8 protein-coding genes are annotated in these 7065 nt (G+C 62.9%); 5 read left to right on the forward strand and 3 right to left on the reverse strand.

What is annotated here, in order from left to right; translation table 11 throughout:
- Positions 1 to 134 precede the first annotated feature (134 nt).
- From AB0K03_RS40985 to AB0K03_RS41000, 4 genes are all read left to right on the forward strand, one after another.
- Positions 135 to 539 carry a hypothetical protein gene (locus AB0K03_RS40985; RefSeq protein WP_364697551.1) on the forward strand — a complete coding sequence of 135 codons (405 nt, stop codon included), beginning with the start codon at positions 135 to 137 and terminating at the stop codon, positions 537 to 539.
- Entirely contained in the window at positions 539 to 1021 is a 483-nt protein-coding gene (locus AB0K03_RS40990; protein WP_364697554.1) for a hypothetical protein, read from the forward strand. Before AB0K03_RS40985 ends, AB0K03_RS40990 begins: the two co-directional genes overlap by 1 nt.
- Positions 1022 to 1430: 409 nt before the next feature.
- On the forward strand, positions 1431 to 1760 hold the full coding sequence (locus AB0K03_RS40995; protein WP_364697557.1) for a hypothetical protein: 330 nt from the start codon (positions 1431 to 1433) through the stop codon (positions 1758 to 1760).
- An 84-nt stretch (positions 1761 to 1844) separates the two neighbouring features.
- Positions 1845 to 2858 (forward strand): hypothetical protein, encoded by a 1014-nt coding sequence (locus tag AB0K03_RS41000; protein WP_364697560.1) that lies wholly within the window; start codon positions 1845 to 1847, stop codon positions 2856 to 2858.
- A 162-nt stretch (positions 2859 to 3020) separates the two neighbouring features.
- Here the strand turns inward: AB0K03_RS41000 and AB0K03_RS41005 are convergent, their stop codons facing one another.
- The 3 genes from AB0K03_RS41005 to AB0K03_RS41015 all read right to left on the reverse strand — a co-directional run bounded on the left by AB0K03_RS41005 (position 3021) and on the right by AB0K03_RS41015 (position 5490).
- The gene (locus tag AB0K03_RS41005) at positions 3021 to 3317 is read right to left on the reverse strand and encodes a hypothetical protein (RefSeq protein ID WP_364697562.1); all 297 of its coding nucleotides are present in this window, start codon (positions 3315 to 3317) and stop codon (positions 3021 to 3023) included.
- A gap of 378 nt (positions 3318 to 3695) precedes the next feature.
- A complete protein-coding gene (locus AB0K03_RS41010) occupies positions 3696 to 4217 on the reverse strand; it encodes a hypothetical protein (protein ID WP_364697565.1) in 522 nt (173 codons plus the stop codon).
- A 421-nt stretch (positions 4218 to 4638) separates the two neighbouring features.
- Positions 4639 to 5490, reverse strand: a complete 852-nt coding sequence (locus AB0K03_RS41015; protein WP_364697568.1) for a hypothetical protein — start codon at positions 5488 to 5490, stop codon at positions 4639 to 4641.
- A 339-nt stretch (positions 5491 to 5829) separates the two neighbouring features.
- On the opposite strand from AB0K03_RS41015, the gene AB0K03_RS41020 reads away from it, so the two are divergent.
- Positions 5830 to 6606: a hypothetical protein gene (locus tag AB0K03_RS41020; RefSeq protein ID WP_364697571.1), complete on the forward strand. Its 777-nt coding sequence runs from the start codon at positions 5830 to 5832 to the stop codon at positions 6604 to 6606.
- The last annotated feature ends 459 nt before the right edge of the window (positions 6607 to 7065 follow it).

Raw genomic sequence — 7065 nt, forward strand, 5'->3', positions numbered from 1 at the left:
GGGAGCACCACAGGCCGATCGCTTCGCAGCCCGCGGCGCCGGCGGCGTCGACGACCTCGCGGAACCACAGCGCGCGGCATGTTGACCCGCGCGGGTCAACACGCCCCGGCTCGTCCCCGAAAGAACACGAGCCGATGACCGCGATAACCCCTCACCTGCTACATCCCCGCGACCCACGCCAGTCGGTCTGCGGAATCCCCGCCGACGACGTTCGCCGGTGGGAGACCGAAGAACCACCCCGCCCCTACACCTGCGAGGACTGCCTCACCCAGTACGAGGAGGCAGCCCGGCCCGACGACGCCAACCACCCGATCGACGACGCCACACTCATCGACACGCTGCGCCGCATCGTCGCCGAGGGGCAGTACCTCAAGATCGACGGGGTCCTGGTCGACGTCTGGTCCGCCAGCGTCACCGTCCTGATCTGGGACCGGCTGTACGAGGACAAACGGCAACGCCTGCTGAGGTTGCCGTCGCATCAGCTGATCCTGCGGTGCATCCGCATCTACGCCTCCCTCACCGCCAAGGAAGGCCGGTGATGGCCGCCCGGGAGCCGCAATGGTTCCACTTCGGGCCGTGGGTCTTCGACATCGATGCCGCGCTGGCGCTGATCGCGGCCACACCCCACGAGACGCAGCAACTCGACGTCACGGCATGGGCCACCGCGTACAGCCTCCATCACCTCGACGACCCGCAGCGCCTGGCGGTCAGTCTCATCGGCCCCACGCGAGATGCCGTCGACCGGCTCTACGCGATGAGCACCGACCTGAGCAACCCGGTGATCCTCGGCCTCGTCCTCATCGGGGACGGCCCGCCCGCCGGACTGCTGATCGACGGCGTGCACCGGCTCTACCACGCCTGGCGCAAAGGCATACCGCACCTGCCGGCCTACGTGCTCACCGCCGAGGAGACCCGGGCCGTCCAGCACGACAAGCTCCTCGGCCCTGGCCGCACCAGCCTCATCGGCCCCATCTCGCGCCCCCTTCCCACCCCCACCGCCGTTCATCCGGAGCCACAATGACCTACCTGATGCCCTGGCAGCGTCCCTGCGACTGCCGCTGCCCCCTGCACGCCAAACGAACCCGGCTCACCTAAAACGAGTTCGGCTGCGCCTGCACCATCACCCGCGCCACCCAGCCCATCACGCTGCTGGCCGACCGCTGGGGCTGCGCACTGTTCCTCGACCAGGGCAGCGGCCTCTGGCAGGTACCGGCCCTGCCCGGCGGCACCTGGGAGAACGCCGGAGACATCGACACCCGGCACGACTTCCACCACGCCAGCGTGGTGATCGAGACCCGGCTGCGGGATCTCGTTCACGTGCTCGCGAACCCCGAGGTCTTCAACCTCTAAAACCCGCACAACCAAGGTGGGCCGCCCATGTGGGCGGCCCACGGCCCTTTTTGTGCTTCACAACCCTTTGGGAGACCGCTATGTACCGGACGCCTCGACCCGCCTGCGACTGCAACTGCTCCATCCACCGCGGCCTACCGCGCTCGGTCTACGACGCGGCGGGTTGCCAGTGCCTGACCAGCTGCGCCAGCCAGCCCATGACGCTGCTCGCCCCACAGATCAAAGGCGCGCTGTTCCTCGACCGCGACACCACGCTCTGGTTCGTGCCCACCTTGCAACCGGAGCACTGGGACTGGCGCTGCGCCACCCCCGTCACCGACGGCCACCCGATCGCCGACGCCGACACCCTCGTCAGCACATTGCTGGCCGAGGTGGACGCCCGGCTACGCGCATTCACGCACTGCCTCTGACCTATCCCCGGATCGCCTTCCTCCGGCCGGCCGCGCACCCGCGCAGCACGGCCTTTTTTGTCTTCACCGAAAGGCCAATCGACTATGACCAAGGCCATTCTCGGCATCGTCACCTTCGTCATCCTCGCCTGCTTCGGGCTGCCCATGCTGCTGCTGTCCGCCGTCATGGGCGGCAGCTCCGGGGCATGCAGAGTCGCCACCGCACCGAGCACCAACGCGTCCGAGCAACCGACGACCACCACGACGTGGGACACCGATCAACTCAACATCGCCCTGACCATCATCCAGGTCGGTATCACCAAAGGCGTCGGCAGCTGGGGCCAGACCATCGCCCTCGCCGTCGCCATGCAAGAGTCCGGACTACGGAACCTGCCCTACCTCGGCGACGACAACGACCACGACTCCATCGGCGTCTTCCAACAGCGCCCGAGCCAAGGATGGGGCAACCCCGAGCAACTGGCTGATCCCGCCTACCAGGCGGACAAGTTCTACCACAAGCTCAAGACCATCTCCGGATGGCAAACCATGCCACTCACCGAGGCGGCCCAGGCGGTACAGCTCAGCGCCTACCCGGACGCGTACGCGAAGTGGACCGCCGACGCCATCGCCCTAGTTGATCAATATGGGGTCGGTGAGATAGCCCTCGACTGCTCGGCGATGCCGTTCGGCAGCGCCGAACCGGCGCCCCGCAACCCCGACGGCTCCTGGCCCACGGAAACCTGCTCCATCATCCCGGACCCGACCACCGGAACCGGCTGCCTCACCCCACGCACACTCCACCTGGTTCAGCAGGCCACCGCCGCCGGCTGGCCGAAGCCCGGCTGCTTCCGCGTCGACGACCACGGGGAACACCCGAAGGGCCGCGCCTGCGACTTCATGATGACCTCCGGCGGCGAAGCAACCGGCGCGCAGAAAGCCAGGGGGGACGCGATGGCGGCCTGGGCCGTCGCCAACGCCGACCGCCTCGGCATCATGTACGTCATCTGGTTCCGGATAATCTGGACACCCGAGCAGGGATGGCACGCCTACGACAACCCCTACGGCGGAAACGACCCGTCCGGCTGGCACACAAACCACGTTCACATCTCGATGTACTAAAAACATTGAAAATTTCATCAGATGATGTATTTGCGTCGTTGGGCCAACGGCCGCATCGGTTCTACCGGCGGAAAATATAGTGCCAGCCTGCTGAGTTCATGAATGAAGGGTCTAACCTTCAGCCTGAACAGGACTTCTGCCGAGTAGTCGGGCCCGGTGCATCTATCGACACTGCGGGCGTTGGCGCAGCTTCCAGCGGGGCTTGACGCCACCGTGGTGTTCCACGTGCTCGCACATTTCACGCGGCTGGTAGGCGCCGTCAACGCCCTGCCCGACTGCGGACCAGAACGGTCGGGAGTCGCGCAGATGGCCACTACCGGTATACCAGGCCACTCCAGGGTGTTCGGCGCGAAGCGCGGTCAGCCCTGCGGCGGCGAGCCCGCAGCGCTGGTAGTCCTCTACCGTGTACGGCTTGTCCACCCAGCCGATGTTGCAGTACGGGCAGACCACGTACTCCACGACGAAGGCGAGTCCGCCCTTCAGGTTGGCCCGCCGGCATCGCCACCCGTGGTACCGCCCCGAGACAGTGTCCTGCCACGGAGCGTCCACCCAGGGGAGTTGACCGACCGTCGGTCGTGGCCGCCGATCGATGCGGCCACGGGTCACGTCGTACAACCAGGAGCGCACCGGAGTTCGCCCGGACACTCTGACGACATGATCAGCTTCCTCCCGGAGTCTCCGCAGGTCGCTGCGTAGCTCATCGTCCACAGCGCGAGACTATGGTTTCAAGGACGGCCAGTCCACGGGCGGCGGCGACCTCTGGGCTCATCCGCTGGTTCGGTGGCAGCTATTCGCCAGCTTCGAAAATGGCCTTCCGCCACTCAACCGTGTTCCTAGTCAACTCTTGCTGATGGCCTCGCCGAACTGGCGCGCCGCCTTGGGAGCGACGATTGCCACAGTCGCAGCAGTCGCGAAGATGGCGACGCTGCTGATCAGCACCTTCTTGCTGGCCAGCTTGTCGGACAATCGGCTGAGCAGATTTTTGCTCTCGGTGTCCTTCGCGCCTTCCATCTGCACGAGCTTCATCAGCAGGTCGAGCACGTACCGCTGCTGTTCCCACTCCAGGTCTTGAGCGAGCACAACCCGGAAAATGTCCCGGGTGTCCTGGCATGCCCGGTGGAACCACTCCTGACTTTGGCCGTTGGATCCAAGCGTGGCGTTGTGATGCCTCTCAAGAACATCAAGCGCATCGGTAGCGAGTTCCCTGAAGTTGTCCATCTCTCCGACGCGCCGCCGTACCACATCGATGTCCGTGTCCGGCATCGTGGACGCGATGCGCAGAAGCTCGTTGCCCTCGTACAGGTCAGCTCCGGAACTGACGTCGGCCGCCTCCACCTTGTCTTCGCCCTCGTGGCTCACGCAGCTACTCCGCTCTCACAGACAGCACCGATTCACAGCAGCGCCTGCGGCTGGGTGATCCGGCTCCTCTCAGAAGAGAGTGTAGGCAGAGCACAACCAGGGCGCACGACATGAGACGCGCCCTTCGAGGGACACTCGCAGGGGCTGTTATCCGGCGTGCTCAAGGTTCGGCGGCGTTGCCGGGTTGCGGGCCGACCGCGGTCGAGTCGACGGTCCATGGTGTTGATCGCGGATCAGCGGATCAGCGCTTCGGAGACGGCAGGATCGCGTTCGTAGTCTCCGTCAGGCGTCGATGTTCGGTGAGCCAGGCGAGGCTGCGCTCGACCACCGACCGTTTTCCGAGCCGATGCCGATGGCGCTTTCCGGCCGACCATTTCTATTCGTTCATGTAAAGTTTATGCATTTCTCATATGAAAACAAATCAGGAAGCGACATAGAGCGCCTCGCCACGAATCAACCGTTCGGTGGGATCAAACGCCTCGGCCATATTTGTAGACGAAAGGTGAAGTCCACTACCATCGAGCGCCGCGATAATTCGGTTTGCCAAATCCTTAATCACGACAATATCGTTGCGAGCACTCGCGCTCAGGGTGATCCAGATTCGCAAATCATTACCCGAAGAAATTGTCACTTCAGCCTCCGGCAGATTAAAGACTATACCCGCGCTCGTCAATGCGTCGCTTGTCTTCGCTCGGAGGTTGGCGGTGTTTTTGATGTCGACCTGATGAGCCGCTAGATAGATTGCATTTGATAGCTCCGCAGCTGCCCTATCCGCAGCATCAACGCTGATCGTATACAGGCCCAGAGAAATCGTGCCGCGACTGGAGTCGTATTCAAAACCCCAATACTCGCGCGCCACATCACGCAAGGCGGCGCCAGCATCGCGGCGCTGCCTCTGGGGACCAAACTTCCCTTCGCCGCGCGACCATTCGTCGAAATGCATCAGTGCGTCGCGCATATGCTTGATTCCCGGCAGTGCATCAGTGAATCGCTGACGAGCGGTAGACAGGGCTGCGCCGACGGCGGCGTCAATTCCGAGTGTCGATAACGCGACCTGCTCCAACCTTTCGGCGTTGAGAAGCTGCCGCAGAGCGAAGACAAGCTGTCGTGCATCGATCTGGCGCGAACTGAACCATGATATCCGGCGGTCATCATCCTCGCGAAGGCGCAAGACGGCGAGTTGGGTCGCCCGCTGCCACCACTGAGCCTCCGATACTGCTATGGCGTACGGATGGTCTGCAGGCGACCAATCATCGGGGGTGACGCTCATCATCGCAGCATTGTGACTCATAGGTGACACTGGCACCACCTATTTTGCACAGGTAGCCTGTTGGCCCTGAAGAGACAAAACGCTTCCGCCCTCTCGAATGGCATCGACTCGCGGGGTAGGTTCGCCGGGTTGGGGGCGCACCCCTGCCGGCATCGGGTTCAACCCCGCCATACAGAGTCGAAAAATCAGCATCTTTCTACGCAGGTCGCCAATCAGACCTCAACCTGTACGACGCATCACGGGCTGACATAGAGTGATATGTTCGATGACCTTAGGTCGTCTACACTACTGATTAGATCAAGTAGCCAGCCGGCCGTTCTACTCGACCCGATCGGAGAAGCGGTGTCTCGCTTCGTTTTTCAGGACGCTGTCGAGCGTTTCATTGTTGCTCTTGAGGATGCCCTATTACTGGATATCGAGGCGGGCCGGGTGAATGCACGCAAGGCAAGCCAGCGGGGCTCCAGCGGCGGCGGCCTCAATGTTGAGTCGCGGGCTATATACCGAGCAATTGCTGTCATGTCCGTGGCCGCTTGGGAGGACTTCAACGAACAGCTTGTTATGGCTGGCTTCAACCACCTCAAGAAAAGTTCGAGCGGCGTCCCCGCCAATCTGGAAAAATGGTTTCCAGTTAAAGATCTGCAATCTCCTGGGCCGTTTCACGTTCGAAAGCTGTACTGGGCATACTTCAACCTCGACCCCATGCCGTCGTGGTGGTTCTCTTTCGCAGCGCGAGCCCGTGACATCGGAGTCGACGCTGACTGGTGGGCGGCCTTCAATGATCCAAGGGAAATTGAGCATCGTACTCGGCGTGGAGAAGACGCCGCGAAGTGGCTCGACTCGTTGGTAAAGCTGCGACATGCAACCGCACATCAGGACCGGAGGCATTTCCAGCAGGAACCTGAACTCGGTGTCGCTACTCGTAACCGTGGCAGTTGGGGCGCTACTCGATACACCGCTCAAAACTCGATTGCTGTCGTTACCCAGCTTGCCCTCTGCACTGTCGGAGCCCTATCGCAACACCTATCGTGTGCAGGCGAACTGCGATACTCCCGCGCCCTCCGCTCATGGCAACTTTCCGGAAGCTCCTTGAACGAACTACCTCAATGGCCTTCCAGCTAGGCATTAACCATTTAGGCCAACTCATAATAGCGAGCGACTCACTCTCATGCCACCGATCGCTGTCCGCGCGGTAGACCCGAAGCACCAGATCAGTGCGCCGCATGCCGGGCGGGATACGCGGCCCCGCATACGGGCACAGCGATTCGCCTGTCGGGGGTTATCTGTCCTGGTAGGGGGTGGGTGCCACCGGACGTCGCGGTAGGGCTTGACGTTTCGCGCGGATGGAGCGGGAATCGCGTCCGTCCGACACGAACCGATCATGGCCCGTGAGGGGAACGTCATGACCTACCCGCACACGCAACATCCGGAACTACTGATGGATGCGCTCACCGCCGTCCGGGACGCAATCTTGCTGTGTTCTCCGCAGGGTCTTTGCGTTTTCGGCTGATGGCCGTCTGAGCTGCGGTGATGCCAGATGATGAGCCTTTGTGGAGTCGCCCGGGGCGGGTGAGGCCTCGG

The organism is Actinoplanes sp. NPDC049316, assembly GCF_040677315.1.
GTDB lineage: Bacteria > Actinomycetota > Actinomycetes > Mycobacteriales > Micromonosporaceae > Actinoplanes.